Genomic DNA, 20,134 nt, shown 5'->3' with positions numbered 1-20,134 from the left:
TCTCATGTTTTGTTTTTAGTTCTTGCAATCAAGTAAAAAAACAATTGAAGAACTCAAAAAGGAACTCAAAAAATTGAGTTCCTTAAAAATCAAAAGACCCAACATGGTCCGCATCGTTGAAAGGCGTGTTGGGTTCTGTTGGTCTTAGTATATGCAATATCCATAAATATTGCACTAATATTTTCATGAATTTGCATTTATCATGCTGTAATTTCAATATCTTTAAGTAATTGATACGTATAATCATGCTTTTTTATATATTCCGAATAGTTTTGACAAAATTCGTCCAAATCATTACATTTGTGTTTTCCTATTCCCGGACAACAGGGACACGGAGCCCGGATTATTCACATTCTTCAATACCATATTTATTAACTAGCTGTAGTTGTAAATCTGATAATGGAAAGTGAAATGTACATAACAGTCTCGCATTTAACATTCATTTTGGTTTGGCATAATCGCTTTTGCCAAATCTCATGTGGCATTTAACTAAATATCTTGCTTATTTTAAAAGAAAAAGTCCACGACTCTGCCGTGAACTTTTTCTTGATTATGAGATACCAACCAATGTACCGATACCGCTCTCTTTAATTATAACTACCTCAGTCTCCGTCCATATAAAAATCCTCCTCATATACCTATGATAGTATTAAATAATTTGTTATTCAAGACTTGACTTTAATAAAATCCCATTCCATACTATATGTATAAAATAGATTCGGATTTTCAATCTGTAATTCATATATTATCTTATTATCTTTTTTTGTTTCTGTTACTTTATTTTCTTGATCAAGAAATTCATACTCCATTTTCATATCCGCATATCTTACATAACGCACATTATCAAGCAACGCATTCTTTTCAGGAATAATTACTCTTAAAATCAGATTTTCAATTGGATACTTTACAATCTGGGCCAAATACTCATGCATTAATTGAGATTCATCCTTTAAATAAGTTTTTATTCCGTATGAAATCCGCTGACCTTTACAAAACTTATTGTTTAGATTTATTTTATAATGATATGGGGATACTTGATCTTTCGAGTCTTCCAATGTGAATTTGTCTCCATCATCAATAAGCTCTGATTTATCATATGAACTTCCTGTCCAAGTTATACTTCTTTCCAAAACATCAAATTCACCATCTAGCACTTCTAAATCTACTTTTCTAATACTCTCTATGCTTTCTCTACTAACAAACTCTAATGAAACCTCCATCAATTTATACTTCAGATCCTTTGCAGATGTTTTTCTTGAGCTTGTATCAATAATACTCCGTACTTCCGCTTTACTATTTATCCCCGTTACTAATTCTAATTCATCTTTCTGAGCAAGCATAGGTCTGTACAACCTAACATATGCCTCTCCAATAGCTCCACTAAACAAATGCAATTCCGGATTTCCTTTACCTTTTCCAAATCTTAATATATGCGTTTGCGCAATTCCAGGATAAGGATCTATGTAGTAGATTTTTTTTATTCCTAATTGAAACGCCTTTTTCGAACATAATTCGCATGGGCTTGCTGTACAAAATAAATTTCCGCCTTCTATTCCCATACCTCCATATTTAGATATTTGCAAAAAAGCATTTTCTTCTGCATGAAGAGCCCTTGTAAACACCTGGTTTTTATCGCCTTTCCATCCATTATAAATATCCTTAAAACAATATGAAAACTTTCTTCCATGCAAATCGACTTTAGAAATCTCTTTATCTAAATGTTCAAATATCTTTTTTAATGTCTCATTATCATATTCAAACTGACTATAACATTCTCTCTGATTTCCTTTACAATATCCATGAACATCTCTGTATATACATTCCAGTTGCTTATTAGGAACATCGTTCCACCCTACTGATTTTACTGAGAAATTGCTATCAGTTACAATTGCCCCGACCTGTCTAGATAAACACCCTGAATTATACTTTAGATTATATGCAAGTTGCATACACCTTTCTACATCGTTTGGAACGACCAATCCCGGATGAATCATCAGTGTAATATATTTAACTAACTGCCTAGTTAGCATCAATCTTCTACCATTTTGCTCATCTAAATTAACTAGATGAATATCTGCCATTTCAAAACAATTCGCTATATTTTGATGATAAAATATTTCTCCATTATCTAGATTCGACTCATATTCTACATAATCTAAACCTCTTTGTTCTTCCACATCTAATTTGCCTAATCTTTTTTGCCGCATTTTCTCATCCACGCTTATAGATATCAAGAAGTATGATCGATAAACGTCTTTTAAATAGTTTGACTCATTCGCATTTCTAATTGCATCTATACATATACGTATTTTGTCCCCTTTTCTATATTTTTTTATTAACTCTATCATTAATTTTATTCGCTTTGCAAAATCTAATATTCTATTTTGGCACAATTTATCTTCATATGGAGTACCACTGGCTCTAATATTATTAGCAATTTTTTGCAATAAATATGTATATAAATGATATTTTACTGGAGGTTCATCTTGAAGTTTTCTCTTCTCTTCCTCATAACAAGAATATTTATAAAAAATTTTTTTAAATCTATTTTTATAATCAGCTAATTTCCTAATATACAATTCATAATACTTGTCCAACACATCTGTCGAAAAAGAATTTAGTTCCTCAATTGAAGGTATAGGAAATTCTGAAATTTCCTTAAACATATAATCCAAACCATTTATTTCATTTACAAGTTCATTAAAATTCAAAATAATAAATGATGTCTTATTATGATTACTTTGAAGATATTTCAAATATTCTATAAAGGCCTTTACCCCACCCTCTTGTTCTAAAATATATGACAGTATTATACAACTTCCTTCTATTACCTCGAACGGCCTCCATCTACTATCAGACTCCATATAATCCTTTATTATATCAAACTCTTTTCTTTCCCTTATCGAGTTATCGTCACTATCAAAATACTCATACTCCAGTTCATCAAATGACTTTTTTAAAATACCAGCAGCAGTACTACATCCTGCTCCTGTCCTGCCCGTCAAGCCTATTATAATCTCATTTTCTTTTTCACTATAGATTTGGTTAACAGCATCATTGTAATTCTCCATACTCAATCCTCCATCGTCAAAATTATTAAATATTATAGTCATTATTTAAAATATACTCTTCCTCATAAATAATATATCCACCCTTTCACTAAGTCTCCAGTAAAAGGGGTGCCCCATATTTGTTCAGTTCCGTTGATCGATGTCCTTCTCCACACATAATGGAAATAGGAGCATTACAATGACATTCGAGTTGACCTTTTCGATTAAACGTGAGTTGACTTCCACAGTTTGCACAATAATGCACTTCATATGTTCCGCCTTCATTACAAAATACCTGCGGAATTTCAGATATGGGCACTCAATAATTCTACACATAACTGATAGCTCATTCTTTAATCTTCATCATTTTTTTATGAGTTTGTGCTGCAAAGATTGTTGAATCACCTTTTGCATTTGTAATCTCAAAGTTATTAATAACTTTTTCCTGAGTCTCAGGACTCCAGTATATTTTCAGATTTTTCTTTGATCGAGTAATAGCCGTATAAAAAATATTATGCGTGATCATACGATCAACTTCCTCTGTAATTATTATTTTAACAGAATCATACTCCAAGCCTTGCGCTTTATGTATAGATATAGCATATGCAATTTGGAATGGCACATCTGTCTCATATGAAAAATCTGCATCATCATTATCAGAATCTTTTTTTAATGAATAAAATCTAATGACAGATTTTCCTGGTGTAATAGATTCCAATAGCTCAATATCCCATTCCATAACATCAAGTTCTGTAAGGATCTTATCAATTTCAAGTGTAAACCATATCTTATCTTCAGACTCTTTTTTTATTTCTATAATAGTACCTTTTAAATTATTATACAATAATGGCACAAACCTATCTGACTCATTAAAAAGGATTGGATCCCCCACTTTGTATGTCCACATTCCCCATCTCACTGCAGGATTAGGATTGTTCTCTTGAAGGAACCGATTTATATTGTTAATTCCATACAGTCCATCATAATTCAAGCAAAGTATTATTTCCTCTTCCGACTTCTTATCAAAAACTGAAGCCCCCAGATTAGATGCATACCTGTTCGCAACAATATGTTCCGTCAAATCTTCATCAAGCTTTCTAACCTTTTTCCACAAGGTTAATAAATCTTCATCCTTGGTTCTATATGGAGTTTCTAACTCGTACCATGCATATCTTGGAATAAAATACTTTGCCATTGAAAACCAATTACCAAAATCAATAGATTCTATCTGGTATGTATCTCCTACTAAAAGCATAACTTTACAATTTATCTTTCTTAAAACATCAGCCATATCTGAATTACTGACCATACTACACTCGTCCATTATCAAAATGTCGACATCTACTGGCACATTTTTCGTCAGAATATACTTACGAATAGTCATAAATTTACAATTTTGTGCCATCACATTTCGCCTTAGATTTTCAACTGCTGGATTAGTATTTGCAAGATATAATTTAGAATGTGAATCAAGGAACTGTGATACCTGATTAATCATATAGGTCTTTCCTGTTCCTGCAGCTCCATAAATCATTGCAACATGCGTTCTTTCAAACAGTCTTTGTAAAATCGCCTTTTTTTCTTCACTATCGATAGCCTGATTTTCATCCATCCATGCAGAAATAGCATTTGTATATCCCAATATACCTGATTCGGACACTCTCATCAGCTCTTCTATAATATACTTCGTATTATCAAAAGCCCCTTTCACATAAACACTCTGTCCAAATTTTGCAAGCTTTCGTCCTTCATGTTTTTTTATATGAATATTTCTGTTAAATGTATCTATAGCTGCATCTATGTCATTTGTGAACCCTTCTAACTCTTTTATAGGTGTATAAAGTTTAGAATTAGTATTCATATTGTTCTTAATATACTTAGCCATAAACTCGTGCTCTCTCCCTGACTGATCAATACTTTCAAATAGATCTATAGTTTCAGGATTATGACGAATCAACGATGTTGCAAATGGCATTTCATCAAAAGGAATGCATCCCCATTTAAGTCTAAGACCTGAAAGTACACTATTGTAATCTTTGTCCTTCTGCAACTTAAGAACTTTATTATTCATAGTATGAAGCAAGTATCTAATAACATTACTTCCTGGCTTTCCCGCCAAAATCAAACAACGTGCACTATCCAAAACCGGCTCAAAATGTTTTGCCTTACTCCGCCCAAACATTACATTCTTATACCTTATATAGTCACTCTCTGATGATAAAACAACATCCAGCAGACTTGCCCCAGAATAAGACAAATATTTCATCATACCTATATACTCTGCGCTCCCTGTTGTCATTCGTATTTTTTCATCAAACAGATCAGCAAAATTATTAAATTCACATGGCCTAATAGATACAGAGAATTCAGTCAAAATATTAACTGGCATTTTTTTGCCATTTACCTCAATATCTTCATAAAAAATTGCAGCTTTTATTGCATAATGCGATGGTAGCATATTTTCAGAGTAAACAATAAATCTATCAAATTTACTTGTAGAGTCATACGCAGGTGTAAGTACCATTTCATAATATGGAACTCCATCAACAATAAATGGAATAACCTTATGTACATACATCCTTTCAGTTCGACTGTAATCGACGAAATTTCTTTTTTCTTTCAACAATTCCGCTATTTTTTCACGGAATTCTTCTACTGTTCTATCTGTATTAAGTGGAAATTTTTCCAAATTTGATAATAACTCCATTCCATATTCATACTTAGCAAAATTTCTAATCATCGCAAAAAACTGATAATATTTTATCATCAGCCTCTCGGCGCCCTCATTATCTGGTGTGTAATGAGATTTTGATTCTTGCAGAAATGAATGAAATTTTCTCAAAAACAAATATTTATTATCTTCTTTGAGATATGCCAATGCTCTTGGCACAGTATCTCGATTAATAGCAATTTCTTTTCCTCCACCATAAGCTCTCACCGCAATATGCTCAACAAGGTTTCTAGATTGGGCTAATAAATTTTGAGATATGATGTCCCTTGTAACCATTGTGCTATCCAGCATATTCAAATTTTCACATATCACATTATCGATGTCATATATCTTTTCTTCAATTTTCAACATAACTACTATGCATCCCCCTTTTTATTTATACATATATAGATATGTCGTATATTTTATATGAAATTCAGCGCAGAAACAATATATATATGTCATTTTTTGCAATCTGAGATGCATTTTTTGTAGTATTTTTCTAGTTTTGTCACATTTTTGCAATCTTATCTTGAAGCAACTAAGAAAAGGACACTTCCGTTACGGAACTGGGGACAGGTTTATAGGGAGTTAAGTATAATATGCGAAAGTCAACTCCCGAAGTAAAGTTCAAAGCTTGTTTTACAGATGGTTTTATTCACCTGCCTTTAACATGCTCCCAACAACACTGTTATATATAAAACAATGGCTGTGAAAAAACTCGATTGAGTTTTTTCACAGCCCATTTTTATGCTCATCAATATTATTTATCTGTCTCTGCAAATTCCAACTTAACCTATCTCCAATAATTCCTTCCAATTATCAGTAAATCCCATTGTCCTTACATCTATTTTTTCATACTTCTCTATTAATGCTTCTATTTGGTCTACATATAAATTCCAGTGATTTTAAATTCTCCACCTGCTCATCAATTGACATTGATGGTTGATGTTGTTTCAGTTCCCCCATATATTTTCTCCTTAAAATTAAAAGACCCAACGTGGTCCGCATCGTTGAGAGGCGTGTTGGGTACTGTTGATATTAGTATATGCGATTTTCATAAAAAAACAATGTTTTTTTCAAGTATTTGCGTTATCCCAAATTATCATAGTTATTGCTACCCATAGTTTTACGAAGATCCATTCAGAGCCAGAATGCATCTCTCAGCTCCTCGACCTCATCATACGGAAAACACTCGGCAGCCCTTTCGTTTTCTTCCAGATAATTGATAATCTCTCCTGCCAATTCAATCCCCTTCCGACTGTGTATCACGCCACCGTTCTCTTTCTGAACGCTCTCTTCAACTTTTCTTGCCACCCACACCTGGTCATATATTTCCAGCTGAGTAATTATTTTTCTTACGCCAGAATGATAAACCAATTCATTACTTTCCGTCGGCTCGCCGAGTGCGCCATAGAGAGCGTAAAGCTGACGCATAATGCCATCGTCATTCAAATCCATCGGCACATATATTCTCACATTGTCATCTGGTAGAATCCCACCCTCAGACTTTTTCTTTCCAGTGACTGCTTTCTCCATCTCGTCTTCCGTTTCATATGGTACTTTCACAGCCAATTAAGGGTCATTGACATAGAGCATTTCTTCCGGTATTTGATGGATATCTAATTTGTGGTGCATATAAATCACGCTCCTTTATCGAAGTGGTAAACTTTTTCGCTAGCAGCCGAGTTTTCACGAAGAAATCTCAAACGTGCAAATGCAAATGTTCGTCTGCACCTGGCACCTCTAGTGTCCTCTGTCGCACAAGAATATTCAATTGCTGATTCAATCGGTTTAAACAAAACAAACTAAACCAATCCTAAACCGATTAATCTTTTAATATCCAGTTAGCTTTACGTTGGTTTTCTCCATACTTTTCAATAACATTCTTATTTTTTAAGACCGTTAATAATGTTCCGTCCGCACCATAGATACGTCACATAATACTTGGAGCGGCTGTGAACAAATAGTCAAAATCAGAATTTCCCAACAAAAGCATTGCAGCATTTGTAACCTTGCCACCTATTAACAACTTCATCTTCGTCAAAAACTGTTCATCTGACATACCATCAACTTCTTTAGAAATGAGCTCTTGTGCCATGAGCTATTTTATTTAGTTAGTGTCCAACTTCATTATACAATCGGCGAATATATATTTTTCGACATTGATAACTCCATTATAGCAATCGTTATATGTATTCTAATTTCTACAACATTGCAGACTCTGCCAACTGCCAGCACACTAAACACATGCTTTTATTTTCAAATGATATTTCCATATACAATGCAGTCGCACCTTCTGGTTTCACCATTCCGCTAAATTGTGTAGAACGGGGATTTTCATAATCTATAGCAAAATCACAGTACTGCCTAAATATCACCTGTTCAGATCGTTTCCAAATAAACTCTGCATGAGCACGTACCAATAACTGCTCATCGCCATCTTTATACCTGCGAATATAATATTTTTTATCCTTCGTATCTGAATACACTACACCAATTTTATCTCCATAATAATTACATTGTTCTATAAATAGTCCATTACATTCAAAACAGCTACGATCAACTTTTATACGATTTCTGTATTTTACAAACAAGTTGTAATCTACACAACGCAGTTTATTCAGCAAAGACTGACGTTCTATATCATTTCTACAAACTATACAGCAGAGTGTATCTTCAATAGGGAATTCCCCAGGGTACACAATTTCTGCCTGTCTATATTTCTTTTCCAGATTCGGATTCTCCATGTAACCAGTCTTATATATTTGTTGAAAATTCAAGTTAGCAAAGGCTTCCACTCCGTTCTGCAGTTGGTCTCCAAATCCGGCTAGAGATTTCTCTGAAAACATAGTTCCTTTCTTTTTCAAAACAGATGCTAGATCAAACAAAAAAAATACAGGAACTGGTACATTAGCCTCCTGATCACGGCAATATCTTAGTCGAACATGTTTATATCCCTCATTATGATACTGTGTAGGCGTATGTGGTCTGAAATACATTCTCACATATGACTCAATATCTGAATTGGTCATATTGATTACCTGCATACTTGCATTATCATTACTCATATTTCCATATATCTCAGCGTCAATCCTGCTATATAAACAACCATCGCGAAGAATATTAACAGCATTTGACATATCAGTATAATGAAATGCAAATTCCGCCCACCATTTATTCAAATAATTCTGTGCGATAATCTCCTCATATGTCATTACTTATCCCCCTTAACCAGAAAAGCTTGTCCCTTCCATGAATTCAACTGATATCCCTTTTTTAAACCAGCTTTCATGTTATCATCTATATTTACTTCATCCAGATATCCCATATGAGCTAATAAGATATAAAAAAGGTCATGAATCTTATTATCATCCGTAGCAAAAACCCTCTTTTCACTTATTTTATCCCAAATAGCTCGGGCATCCTCATCGCTAAGTTTCAATGTTTCCTCGCCATTCTCAAATATTAGAAAATCTTCAGCGTTCCAACTTGCCGTCCACTTCATTCCTTCTACTTCAAATGTTATAGGAACCAATGCACTGCTATATGATATATCATCTTTCACACCGGCAAATGACATATCTTTTGCATTTTGTCTCAACCACTTTGTCATTTCCACTGTTTTCTTATGCTCTGGCAGCTGCTTGTCTAACGGTCGTAAATATACATACACATCTATTGGTAAATCATTAAGATATTTCTCCATGACAATCTTAACATCATCCCAGTTTAATTCACCGTTCCCACACCCTAGCTTAGGAAAAGCTATAGATGAAATATTGTAATCTGCGTATTTCTTTACAAATGAAGCAAGACCTTTCTCTATATACTCGATTTTTGAAGGATTTCGCCAATTTTCTTTAGTTGGGAATTGCAAAAGCCAATGATCCTGCTCATACCATAGCATCAGTCGACCTATTGTAAGTTTATGTTCGTCACACATCTTTTTATACTGTTTAAACATTTCCGGATATCTTTTTTTAAATTCCAAAGCAATTCCTTTTCCCATAACCCCCACGGTATTCACCGTATTAACCAGTACCTGTGCCGGACTATTGAATAAATCACCTTCTATATATGTTATCATACTTCACCATTCCTAACTTTTGAATATATATGCACTATAACACATTTTCCCTCACCAAGTATATTAATTACAGACTTTCATTTCCTGAAAAGCTTTTCTTGCCTCCTCAAATCTTTTGAATTTAGTATCCCATTCCATGCTTTTATCAGATTTATTTATAACATCATCAAATGATATGTCGTCAAAATATGTAATATCATCATGGCTAAAATATTTTTTACAATATGAATTGAACAGTGCTACAACATTGCATTGGCATACTTCTGCCTCAAATTGAGGGTCATTTATATTTACTATACATCGTTTCTCCAGCTCCAACAAGTTGCTTGCATATGCTGGTTTAGATCCTTCTGTCTATCAGTCTGGAAACTTTCAGGCTAATTTGCTTATATCTGGTAGTCCACAATACTTTTGTACAGCAGCCTGTTTTGTAAATCCGGCGCCAACCCACGTTCGATTAGGAGTGTCAATACAAACTCATCTGATTATATCTTGGATAAATTTATATAATTTGTAATCACTCATAAATACCAGGACATCCTTTCAAAAAATTACATATATCCAAATAATTATTTCGAGTAGATTCTACAGAATAATCCAGGTTCAGAATTTTCTTGCACCTTTCTACTAATTCATCTGTTTTTATGTTAGATAATTTTCCGCACTTTATCATCATTAAAATAATCTTTACATAGCCTCTATATTTATTAAATTTTCGATAGTCAAAAGTGTCACATTGTTTTACACTTCCCCAGCTTGTTACATAGTAATACAACTGTTTCTCCATTTGTTCTAGGATATCATCTATTTTATTTGAGTTTATAATCATATCCATAATATCTTCACTCATTTCAAACATTTCTTCACTTCCTGCAATAGTCGTAAAAATCTCCCACCATTCACTAAACTGTTTATTAGAAAATATTTTTTTTAGAAGTTCATCATTTTTTTTATACTTTCCTAGAGGAATTACAATTGACAAGAAGCGATTTTTATTGAGAAATACATATTCTTGAAGATCCTCCTTAGAATATTTCAACTCAAACGAATCTAAATTGACAAATAAATAGATTTCTATATATATATTATTTATCCAATCATATTCATTAACATTATTTTTTTGAAAAACCTTTGCCATTAAAACATCAATGCACTCCATCCCTTCATAATCATTCGTATGTATGCATTCCTCCAAATAATTTATAATACTTACAAATACTTCCTTCCTATCATCGTATTGTAGCAAAATGTATTGTTTATAAAATATATCAATTTCTTCTTCATAATCTTTTTGATCCGTAAACTTGATAATTTTCTTAAACTTATTTATTAACATTTCAACCGTCCCATTTATTACTAATAATGGCTTGACATAAGTAATAAAATCCCATAAGTCTTCAACTGTTGCAGAAGAAACATCTCTTTTTTTATTATGTACACAGGAATTTCTCAAATTCTTTTTTTGGCTGAATTCAACCCTAACACTATCTGTTAACTTAAATATATTAGTTTCTTTTCCTTCATTAATAAAGTTCCATGTATTTTCTTCCCATTTATCATCTAAATTCAAATCGTTGATTTTCTTTTTCCATATGGCCTTCTTATCATTGTCCGTTTTTCCTTTAATTTTTTCGAGAAAAGGAATTGGTATTCCGTGATAGCCAATAATTATCTCTTTAATATAATTTATCAAGGCTAAATAAGAATACAAATATGCTGCTTTGTATGCTTCTATTTGAAAACACTTTATTGATTGAACAAAAAGCTCATCCTCTTCGTACTCATTTTCAATCAACCACTGCTTAAATTTCTTTATTTCCATTTACTATATCCCCCTTTTATTTTATTATAAATTCATTGTTGTTTGTCCAATTATCTCTGCCATGCTGTATCGTAATGGATTATCTCTCCCTTTTAATATTGGGAAATTCTTCACTTTTAAATAGTGATAATACTCCTCTTGTGTTTCGTCGCTATCCCCTTATCATTTTGTACACAATTAAATTGTTCCCCTGTTAAACCACATTTTCCACCTAATTCTGTTGCTGATAACCACATACCAATACCATTCTCCAACAAATACTGGAAGAATAAGAAACTTCACCTTAAGTGAATATGTAGAAAACTCCATCTCAAAAACGCCGCAAATTCTGTCTCCACATGTTCATAGCGTAAACGGTAAACCACTCGTAGGCATAAAAAAACTCTTATACACTTTTCTTTCCTAACCTAATGCCTTTATTCTTAACTGCCTCTATCTTTTTTCCCATATATATGTTCAATTCCAGAAACATGAAAAATCTCAGATGTATCTTAAAAAAACAATTTGACTTTTTGTCCATCTGCTAATTCAAACACCCAAAATCGCTTACAAAGATATTGTTCATAAAAATTCACCATGAGTATAAGCGATATGTCAGTTATTTCTGGTATATATTGAATATTTATCAAATCCGGTACTGTTAACATTTTCTTCTCCATATACGAATAAAGGCTCAGTTCAATTGAACCGAGCCCTAAGTCCTAAATAAGGATAGCGACAACATATCACCTATTGCCGAGCATTCATGGTATATTTATTGTCCCCCACTAGGGAAAGAGGTGCTATCCGTATCCTCTCAAAGAATTTCTTCTTTCACCTATATTATATGTAAGATTTTAAAATGTATCAAGTCTTTTTTCTTTAACTCCAATAATTCATTCACTTCGGAATCACTTGCACACGGCAACTCTTATTGCCTCTATCTTTATGCAACGCAGCCATATAGACACATGGTCTTCCAAATACAATCACTTTTTCCACTTAGAAATACATTCATCTATACTTGGATATAATTGATAGTTACTACAACCCAGCTCTTTCATCACAATTTCTTTCCATTCCTTATCCGTATCACCGAAATAAGAAATATGCCACTTCGCATCTTCTGTTCTAGGAGCAACCTTTACGGAATCCAGTTCCGTCTTTGCGGGCTTACCAAACATCTTCAGGAATTCTTTGCTATATTGCTCGTTTCTCGCAGCTTGTTCCCTTTGCTGCCATCTTTCCATGGCATTTGCGGCATTTTCATTCGCTGTATTGTGATATCCAATCTCATCAATTATGAACTGCATTCGCTGATTCAGTTCATCCAGCTCATCCAATTCATCTTCTGCCTCAAGTTCACCTGATTTTTCTTCCGTATTGTCCAAGGACGGCACTTTACTGCATCTCATCAGGAAATCAAAATACTCAATATCCACAGGACTCATCGACTGTCCCAAGACATAGATGTCTTTAATCTCCTCACACATTACTCCATTCATTGCCAGAAACATGCACAGGATCTGGACATTGTCCTGACAATGCTTATCTGTTTCACATAAGATTTCATCCACCAAATACAATCCCCCAAAGCGTCCACCCATTGTTGCAAGCAACGCTTCCGGTTCCTGTGGATGTCGATTGTGTCCAAAAACAATAGATTTTTTATCTGTTGCCTCACCATGTATATGAAATTCTCTCATTTCATCGACGCCAAAGCGTTTTCGTAGCGTATCTGTATAGTTAAAATTGATGAACACACAGTTATCTCCAAACTGATACCCTGCATCTTCCTCTGTGATAGAAATTGTGGCGATCCATCCACAAAAAGCCTCTGTTAAAATTCTTTTTGCATTGCGAAGTGACCTTCGCATGTCTTTTAGATCACTTCTCTCTTTTCCAAAGAAAAGATTAAGTCGTTCTGCATCGATATCAGCCAATGAATTTTCAAAATCATTCCAAAATTCATTATCGAGTTCACCTGGTTCAAATGGGTCTCCATAAACCAACTCTACATCTGACCATTCTTCGGCCGTACCGTCAGGACAGACATACCTGTGCTTTTTGATATGGAGCTTTTTCAAAATTTCATCCAAGTGTTCATGGTAATATGTCTGAAAATCCGCATAAGATGTATTCAGTCCTTGCCACCTGTCAAATCCGTTTCCAATAACTACAATTGTATCTATTGGGGATGGGCTTTCAGTTGTTTTCTTCTTTTTTCTGAAAATCATCTCATCCACTTCTTTCTTAAATATATTGTAGATAATAAAAATGTCCTACTTCTATTTCTTTCTCCTAACAAAAAGAGACCTCACTCTAACAAATGAAGTCTCGAAACATTTGAACTCGACCTTATTTCAGTTGCATACACACCAGAAATAATCATATTTTTATAATATCAGTTTCTATACATCAAACAGAGTTTTCATGAAATTTTCTAAGCCCTATTAGCACGGATATTCACGGAATGTTCACTGGCATCTCAAACATCCATACTTATTCACTCTACCCACGAATATTTTTTACACAGAACTCTTTATCGAACACTTAGCTTAATGGGTATTGCCTCTTACCCAAAGCCAATCATAAAGTCTTCTCCAAGGATAAAGCACAATCAGGCCACATATCAGTTTTTACTTTCTCAAACCTATACTTTTGTTTTACATTTGGATATTTTTCTGAATCAACCTTACTAATAAACATTTCATATGGTCGCGCGCAGGTCTTATATGGCGGATAAAGTCCCTGATATATAACTAAGCGCTCATTATTTTCACTATGAATTGCAAAAGCAATTATTCTATAAATATACATTGAAGAATTATCTGTCACAAATTCCCGTTTAAAATGTCTAACTATATCTCCTATGTCAAAATGTCTTTCCTCAACCATTCCCATTCTCCTTTGTTAACCTAACTGTATTTTCCACATCTCCCCATAAATCCTCAAAATACTCGCTGTAAATATCAAAGCCTTTCTTGCCTTTTTTAAATTTATACGTGATTGTTTGTTGACTTCCATAATGATACCAGTATGGTCCAATGTAAATCTCATCATCTACGCGCCAATAAAAATCCAAAGTCATACATTTGTAACCTTTAACAAGTACTTTGCCAGCATAATTACGCGAATTCAATTGATTAGCCCATCTAACCAATTGAATTATACTATTTAAAATTTGGCCATTTGTCTCCTGCTCTTCTACCTCTCGTTGCTTCAAAAATAAATTGTTTTCATCTGGATTCATTGTCAGTATTCTGATATTTACTCCTCTTTTTAAAACCTTCTCTACTTTTTTTGTACTCCTTGAACGAAAAGCTTTCAATACAAAAGCTACCGCATCAATTTGCACTTTCGCTTTATCCAATTCCGGATCGGATTCTTGATTTTTTTCAGCTCTGGTTTCATATATTTTCTCCAATCCCCATTTTTCCAAAGGATTTTCTTTCCTATCTTCTATTAATAATACTTGAGCTAAAATAACAATACCAGATGCAAGTAACGAACACCCAATACTAATCCAAATACTACGGTCAGTTTTTAACCAAAATAAATCAATAAGAATTGCTACTACGCCTCCAATAATAATTACTAATACTGCTATTATAGATTTTAAATCATTTCTTTCCTCCACGCCATCACCTCCTATTTATTTTACTAATTCATCCATGTAAGCTATTAGCCCGCAACTGTCTTAACTATTTAATTATATAAACTATTATATATCTTTGCAGAATATGAGTCTGTCATACCTGCAATCTGATTACATATAGTTCTCATTAATGTAAATTTATCCTCTATATTTAACTTGTCGCCCTTAACTAAATTATAAAATCTCGATCTTAATTCTCCAATTCCATTATTTCTAATTATCTCCTGAATATCGTTAGATTCCAGTTTTTTAGTATTCAAATAAAGCTCTATAATACAATGATCTGGCAATTGAGATGGAGTTTTATATAATGCTGCGAATATCTTTCTAATAATATACTGTCCGCGTGCATCAGATTTTTGAATATCATAAGAAGACAATACTCTAGTTGAAATACTGTTTTCAAACTCTTTCATTGCATTTTTAAAGAGTGTTTCATCCCCTACATAATCATATGAGATAATCCGCTCCACATCTGGTTGTGGATTATTCAATAAGAAATAAGAAAATTTCTTCTCATTTAAATTATTATCGACAATAAACTTGTTCATATTATATATTGAACATCTTATTATTCGAGTAACAAACAGATTAACAAGTAACCTTGAAAGTAAAGTTATGCTAGTCTCTACGTCATATGTATTTTTTATTTCTCTTAAAATTTTTCTTTCACTGGAGCGAAAAAACGATCTAAAGCAATTAGTGATCTGTTTTACAACTTCTTCCTTTTCTTATTTTTCCAGTTTTCATTTTTCATCTTTATTCCCCTCCATTTTTCTTTTTTACAATGAATGAATATTTGTCTACAAATTGCACTTTATCATTTATCTTAACACATACTTTGATAGTCAATATTATATCACATAGCCTTTTTCATATCCATATTGTATAGCTAAACACAACTCATACTTTTATCCCCCCATAACTACTAATTGCCAGTCCTTATGGACTGGCAACCACAAAATCACTATAACTCCACACACAACAAAATTCAAAATAAGCACCGCCAAAACTGACGATGCTTATTTATATTTCATTTCTCATCAAATATAGCCTGCCTTCAGTAAACACTCCACAATTCGTCTTCAGAGGTGGCCAACCCTATATCATTATGTCTAAGGACATCCGGACGTATAACTACCGGAATATTAGCAAGTCCCACCGCTTCGAGACTGGACTTGATTGCATCTCTCACCTGTACAGAAATCGTATAATCATTATTTCTTTCAACCAAAATCCACTTTAAGCTCTCTGGCGTAAGTTCCACTCGATCCTGATCCCATAGGGTAATGTGCTTGTCAAGCCTGGATCTAAATGGGTAATTGTTTATTTCGTTTCCGATGCAAAATCTTTTATAATCAAATAACTCATTATAAGTGGTAAAATATCTATCTTTATAGGACATATCTTCATTCCAATGTATTGGATTGGTCTTAGTTATTCTTTTGCAATAATTGTCATTAAGCAAAATATTCTCTGCATCCAACACAAACGATACAGGACCGTAAGGGCTCATTCGTTTCGTTATCTGTCTACCAATTGTTTCCACGTAATATCCTTTTGCCCCAAACGCTTTATCTCATTTACTTTGTAATTTGGGATGTCTGTCATAGATCATCAATGTACTCTTTCCCTTTAAGTACCCCATAAAATTTGAAATACTTATTTTGGGTGAAATTGCTACACTGAGATGTACATGATCTACACAAACTGCTCCAGCTATTATTTCAACGTTTTTATATTGACATAAAGTATTGATTATTTCTCTTACATCTGTTCTAATTCTGCCATACAATACTTTTTTCCTATATTTTGGAATAAAACTATATGGTACTGGCATTTCCATCGTGTATGCGATAAACTTTTATTGTTCATTTGGGTCATCTCCTATGCTTGAGTTTGGCTTGCGACACCATTCTCAATATAGCATAGGATTTTTTTATTGTAATCCTCATCGTTCCCACTTACACTATTCTCCCCAGCATAGCTGGGGGGCTAGGATTTTTCATTCACTTATTTTTATAAAGGTTCTTTTAGGTAATTTTCTTAAGTTTTTCTTAAAACATATTTCAGCATCAGCTACATCCATTAAAACATATTTTGGTTCCATTTCATATTCTTGAAGTTCAAAATCGGAAATAGCTCTGGATAAAATCGACAACTCTGGTTTTCTCTTGGGATTTCCACTATATTTTGCTATCTGTATATATATTTGAGTTACATTTACTCCCACTTTTCTTTTAGGAAACCATGAACTCATATTCTTAATATCAAAATCCTCCAATAATAATGCATCTGAGCATACAAATCTATTCATTGATATCCCCCTTTTCCAGTTCTCTTTGTACCCAAGAGCAAAATTTATTAATATCTATTTTAAATATATGTATATATGTATTGATTATTTCTTCTAACATCACATTTATAGAGAAATAATCCATACAATATAACACGGGATTAAATTTATCTGAATTAACTGTTACTCCAAAAGTAATATATGGATAATCTCTGTGTGAAGACTCAGAATAATTCCTTTTATAATTATTACCATCAAACAATGGAACTACAGTCAAAAAGTTTGTCCACTTATCCTTCAATTTGCTACTACAAAAATCTTTGTTTACTGAATATATTAATCCCTTTCCGGTTTTATATGCAGCATCAATTAAATCTCCGTATTTAATCTGTGACAAATCATAATCTGTTGGATCTATCTGCTCTGGAAATGAAACGCATAACTTTAAATATAAAAATGAATTTCTATCTGCCAGGTATCTAAAATGAATCCTAACTATATCTCCATTCTGGAGCTTATCATATAATAAAATTTTTTGTAATTTTTGGCACAGTCTTTGCAAGAAACCCAAAAACATATTAAAGCGGATATCAATACAATCGGAAAATATTTTATTGATTATCATATCTACAAATTCATTTTCTTTCTCGGTCCAAATATCAGCAAATAAGTAATTATATAATATTTCGTCACTACTTGTTTCATTCCCATCCGTCTCTATTCCATATACTATTTCTTCATATTCATCTGAACATTGAATATTGTCATATAACTCATTCCTGTCCCCCTCTATCATCATTCCTGCACTCTGCCTAAATTGTCCTATCCTTAAAACATATTCCCCAATATACTTCATAAATTCATCTGATATATAATATGCCTTCGACGATCTTTCGGGGCCTGCACCTAATGAAATATACGTTTGCGCTTTCTCAGCTTTTATAGGAAATATAATCTTTTTATTACTTTTATGTTCCGTATTTGTATATATTCTAAAATCTGGACTAAAATCTCCGCCATCATCTGTACTTCTTACGTATATATCTATTGAATTCGCATCAATATTAAAGACATACATCGAATAGGTATGAGCTCCAATATGATAGCCGCTATTATTTTCAGGCCAACCAATTCCCGTCATAAATGTATTTATTGAATGCCTATTGTTTACCCAATTTATTACTGTTCTATCATGCGTATGTCCACATAAATAAGCATTAGCATTCAATTCCTCAAAAGATATCATTTCCGAAAATATCCGATCTTCTTCTTTACCCAACAATGCACCTATAGGATGATGTCCCAATACTAATGTCAATTCTATACCCTCATCCAATAGATTGTCCACCAAATTGTGATACTGCCTCTTAATCTCATCAATTTGGAATTCTCCTAATATTAACTGTCTTGTATCATCTTCATCAATACAACTCCATCCAGTATTGAGCATTACAAAACAGTATTTCTTTCCCAAAACTTCAACCACATCAACACCAAATGTATTATTTATATATTTTCTATTTTCTATATTGGTAATTCCAAATATTTCATATATCCTTTTGGTTAACTCTAAATACCCCGAGCCTTTATCATCACCATATGTTTCTTCTTGATATTTCCAAAAAGCTTTAAAAAATTCTTTATTAAATTTACTTTCTCCACTCAATCCAATTGTCCGATATGCTGGTATCAAAAACTTATTTTCCTCTGTTCTAAATTTATCATGGTTCCCTGGCACAATATATATAATCACAACCTTCTCTTTTACAACTTGGTATAAATCTTCAAAAAATCTTATAGCTACTGGAACCGCTTTTTTATCGCCTTTATGAATAATATCACCCGTTACTGTAATTACAACACTCTTGTCTGGGACCAAAGTAATTTCCCTTTTTATATCTTTTATTAACCCCTTTAATAATCTAGAATAATTAGGTGACGAACTATCTATATGTAAATCTGATAAATGTAAAATTACAATATCATTCATATGTTATCTCCTCCCAGCAAATCCATGTTTATATTAACTATTATAGCACATATCTACATAATTCGCCAAAATAATATATCGTTTTCAATATATTATTCATAATTTATCATTATGTATTACTGTATATACATAAACGCTCTACTATGCTTTAATCCACAGCGGAACATTTACAAAAAGCATTGAACTACATACATAATAGGCATTAATATTTTTCTAGGAACATCTTTTACATCTTCTCAATAAGCATCACCTCCTATAAAATTATTCTAACAACAAACAAATGGGAATCGACCGAAATCGTAAGTACAATCTACTTTCCTAGCCAAAGAAAAAAGAAACAATTGATTATAACCTATACAACGATTAAGATTAATAGGGTAATGTGTTAACTTTTTATTCAAATTTATTAATGCTCGTAGTCCTAAGAGACTACTGTGACCCCTTTCTCAAAACTTTTTAATTATTGTATCTCCAAATTATTAGCGGTCAAGCAATTTATTATATTTTGATTCAGTTTACGAATTATCAATTATTGGATT

14 protein-coding genes and 1 pseudogene are annotated in these 20,134 nt (G+C 32.9%); 1 reads left to right on the top strand and 14 read right to left on the bottom strand.

Translation table 11 applies throughout. The annotated features are described in order from the left end of the window. Positions 1–665: 665 nt before the first annotated feature. The 6 genes from DW159_RS10125 to DW159_RS10100 all read right to left on the bottom strand — a co-directional run bounded on the left by DW159_RS10125 (position 666) and on the right by DW159_RS10100 (position 10,168). Entirely contained in the window at positions 666–3,071 is a 2,406-nt protein-coding gene (locus DW159_RS10125) for a dCMP deaminase (protein WP_158547602.1), read from the bottom strand. Between the two features lie 325 nt (positions 3,072–3,396). Continuing rightward, on the bottom strand, positions 3,397–6,132 hold the full coding sequence (locus tag DW159_RS13905; RefSeq protein WP_117550481.1) for an ATP-dependent DNA helicase: 2,736 nt from the start codon (positions 6,130–6,132) through the stop codon (positions 3,397–3,399). 771 nt (positions 6,133–6,903) lie between these two features. Further along, positions 6,904–7,299: a hypothetical protein gene (locus DW159_RS10115; RefSeq protein ID WP_242992666.1), complete on the bottom strand. Its 396-nt coding sequence runs from the start codon at positions 7,297–7,299 to the stop codon at positions 6,904–6,906. A 668-nt stretch (positions 7,300–7,967) separates the two neighbouring features. Then, positions 7,968–8,978 (bottom strand): DarT ssDNA thymidine ADP-ribosyltransferase family protein, encoded by a 1,011-nt coding sequence (locus tag DW159_RS10110; RefSeq protein WP_117550479.1) that lies wholly within the window; start codon positions 8,976–8,978, stop codon positions 7,968–7,970. Further along, positions 8,978–9,850: a macro domain-containing protein gene (locus DW159_RS10105; RefSeq protein WP_117550477.1), complete on the bottom strand. Its 873-nt coding sequence runs from the start codon at positions 9,848–9,850 to the stop codon at positions 8,978–8,980. The genes DW159_RS10110 and DW159_RS10105 overlap by 1 nt, the downstream gene beginning before the upstream one ends. Before the next feature lie 63 nt (positions 9,851–9,913). Next, a complete protein-coding gene (locus DW159_RS10100; RefSeq protein WP_133302871.1) occupies positions 9,914–10,168 on the bottom strand; it encodes a hypothetical protein in 255 nt (84 codons plus the stop codon). A 4-nt stretch (positions 10,169–10,172) separates the two neighbouring features. On the opposite strand from DW159_RS10100, the gene DW159_RS14225 reads away from it, so the two are divergent. Further along, complete coding sequence (locus tag DW159_RS14225; protein ID WP_243104886.1) at positions 10,173–10,367, top strand: IS110 family transposase; 195 nt, start codon at positions 10,173–10,175, stop codon at positions 10,365–10,367. On the opposite strand, the gene DW159_RS10090 is transcribed toward DW159_RS14225, so the two are convergent. The 8 genes and pseudogenes from DW159_RS10090 to DW159_RS10050 form a co-directional block, all read right to left on the bottom strand. Then, positions 10,368–11,672 (bottom strand): hypothetical protein, encoded by a 1,305-nt coding sequence (locus DW159_RS10090; RefSeq protein ID WP_117550473.1) that lies wholly within the window; start codon positions 11,670–11,672, stop codon positions 10,368–10,370. It abuts the gene before it with no gap. Positions 11,673–12,640: 968 nt separating this feature from the next. Further along, complete coding sequence (locus tag DW159_RS10085; protein WP_117550471.1) at positions 12,641–13,888, bottom strand: AbiH family protein; 1,248 nt, start codon at positions 13,886–13,888, stop codon at positions 12,641–12,643. A 352-nt stretch (positions 13,889–14,240) separates the two neighbouring features. Then, positions 14,241–14,549: a DUF1653 domain-containing protein gene (locus tag DW159_RS10080; RefSeq protein WP_117550469.1), complete on the bottom strand. Its 309-nt coding sequence runs from the start codon at positions 14,547–14,549 to the stop codon at positions 14,241–14,243. Beyond that, a complete protein-coding gene (locus DW159_RS10075) occupies positions 14,542–15,291 on the bottom strand; it encodes a hypothetical protein (protein WP_117550467.1) in 750 nt (249 codons plus the stop codon). Before DW159_RS10075 ends, DW159_RS10080 begins: the two co-directional genes overlap by 8 nt. A 68-nt stretch (positions 15,292–15,359) precedes the next feature. After that, complete coding sequence (locus DW159_RS10070; protein ID WP_117550465.1) at positions 15,360–15,860, bottom strand: hypothetical protein; 501 nt, start codon at positions 15,858–15,860, stop codon at positions 15,360–15,362. A 953-nt stretch (positions 15,861–16,813) separates the two neighbouring features. Beyond that, positions 16,814–17,184, bottom strand: a pseudogene (gene tnpA / locus DW159_RS14220) (IS200/IS605 family transposase); the annotation flags it as partial. Positions 17,185–17,314: 130 nt separating this feature from the next. Then, positions 17,315–17,626 carry a hypothetical protein gene (locus tag DW159_RS10055; protein WP_117550461.1) on the bottom strand — a complete coding sequence of 104 codons (312 nt, stop codon included), beginning with the start codon at positions 17,624–17,626 and terminating at the stop codon, positions 17,315–17,317. Further along, complete coding sequence (locus DW159_RS10050) at positions 17,619–19,595, bottom strand: metallophosphoesterase family protein (protein ID WP_117550459.1); 1,977 nt, start codon at positions 19,593–19,595, stop codon at positions 17,619–17,621. Before DW159_RS10050 ends, DW159_RS10055 begins: the two co-directional genes overlap by 8 nt. Positions 19,596–20,134: the final 539 nt, after the last annotated feature.

The organism is Coprococcus sp. AM14-16, from assembly GCF_003434675.1.
GTDB classification, from domain to species: domain Bacteria; phylum Bacillota; class Clostridia; order Lachnospirales; family Lachnospiraceae; genus Coprococcus; species Coprococcus aceti.
Note: the sequence above shows the minus strand (reverse complement) of the source record. Positions and strands in the feature narration are given on the sequence as shown.

Bases quoted from the DNA above. Each gene is read 5' to 3' on its own strand.
- DW159_RS10125 (WP_158547602.1), bottom strand. From the start codon at position 3,071: ATGGAGAATTACAATGATGCTGTTAACCAAATCTATAGTGAAAAAGAA.
- DW159_RS13905 (WP_117550481.1), bottom strand. From the start codon at position 6,132: ATGTTGAAAATTGAAGAAAAGATATATGACATCGATAATGTGATATGT.
- DW159_RS10115 (WP_242992666.1), bottom strand. From the start codon at position 7,299: ATGGAGAAAGCAGTCACTGGAAAGAAAAAGTCTGAGGGTGGGATTCTA.
- DW159_RS10110 (WP_117550479.1), bottom strand. From the start codon at position 8,978: ATGACATATGAGGAGATTATCGCACAGAATTATTTGAATAAATGGTGG.
- DW159_RS10105 (WP_117550477.1), bottom strand. From the start codon at position 9,850: ATGATAACATATATAGAAGGTGATTTATTCAATAGTCCGGCACAGGTA.
- DW159_RS10090 (WP_117550473.1), bottom strand. From the start codon at position 11,672: ATGGAAATAAAGAAATTTAAGCAGTGGTTGATTGAAAATGAGTACGAA.
- DW159_RS10085 (WP_117550471.1), bottom strand. From the start codon at position 13,888: ATGATTTTCAGAAAAAAGAAGAAAACAACTGAAAGCCCATCCCCAATA.
- DW159_RS10080 (WP_117550469.1), bottom strand. From the start codon at position 14,549: ATGGTTGAGGAAAGACATTTTGACATAGGAGATATAGTTAGACATTTT.
- DW159_RS10070 (WP_117550465.1), bottom strand. From the start codon at position 15,860: ATGAACAAGTTTATTGTCGATAATAATTTAAATGAGAAGAAATTTTCT.
- DW159_RS10055 (WP_117550461.1), bottom strand. From the start codon at position 17,626: ATGAATAGATTTGTATGCTCAGATGCATTATTATTGGAGGATTTTGAT.
- DW159_RS10050 (WP_117550459.1), bottom strand. From the start codon at position 19,595: ATGAATGATATTGTAATTTTACATTTATCAGATTTACATATAGATAGT.